At 69.2% G+C, this 526-nt stretch carries 1 protein-coding gene; it reads left to right on the top strand.

The features are described from left to right. Window positions 1-28: 28 nt before the first annotated feature. A partial coding sequence (locus tag DI276_RS51210) for a DUF222 domain-containing protein (RefSeq protein WP_198680858.1) occupies window positions 29-526 on the top strand: 498 nt, incomplete at its 3' end.

The following is a 526-nucleotide window of genomic DNA, read 5'->3' as shown; positions in this document are numbered from 1 at the left end:
CGTGGACTATGCCCGCGACTATGAGCCGATGGCGGTGCGCAAGTTCGGTAAGGACCTGGCCTACGGCCTCTATCAGAACGACCCCGAGCCCCGCGACGCCGAGCCCTCGCGGCAGGGCAATGAGCATGTGATGCGGTGGGAAGACGGGCGGCTGGTGATCAGGGCGAAGCTGGACGCGGTGACCGGCGCGAAGTACGAGGCGCTGCTCGATCCGCTGGCCAAGCCCCGCCCGGAAACGCCAGAGGAAGGCCCGGACCAGCGCTCCCGCGCCGAACGCGAAGGCGACGCGCTGGCTGACTTGGTCGACCTGCTGCTGCGCGCCGACCAGCTGCCCGAGCACGGCGGCGAACCGGTCACGCTCACCCTGACCATGCGCTACGACGACCTGGCTGCCCAGGTAGGCCAGGCCACGCTGGACAACCAGGAACGCGTCCCCGCCGCCCAAGTCCGCCAACTGGCCTGCAACGCCGGGATCATCCCACTGCTCCTGGGGGAGAAGTCGCAGCCCATGGACATCGGCCGCAAA

Origin of the sequence: Lentzea terrae, assembly GCF_003265345.1 — a bacterium.
GTDB lineage: Bacteria > Actinomycetota > Actinomycetes > Mycobacteriales > Pseudonocardiaceae > Lentzea > Lentzea terrae.
The sequence above is the reverse complement of the archived record's forward strand: the minus strand, read 5'-3'. Positions and strand labels throughout refer to the sequence as shown.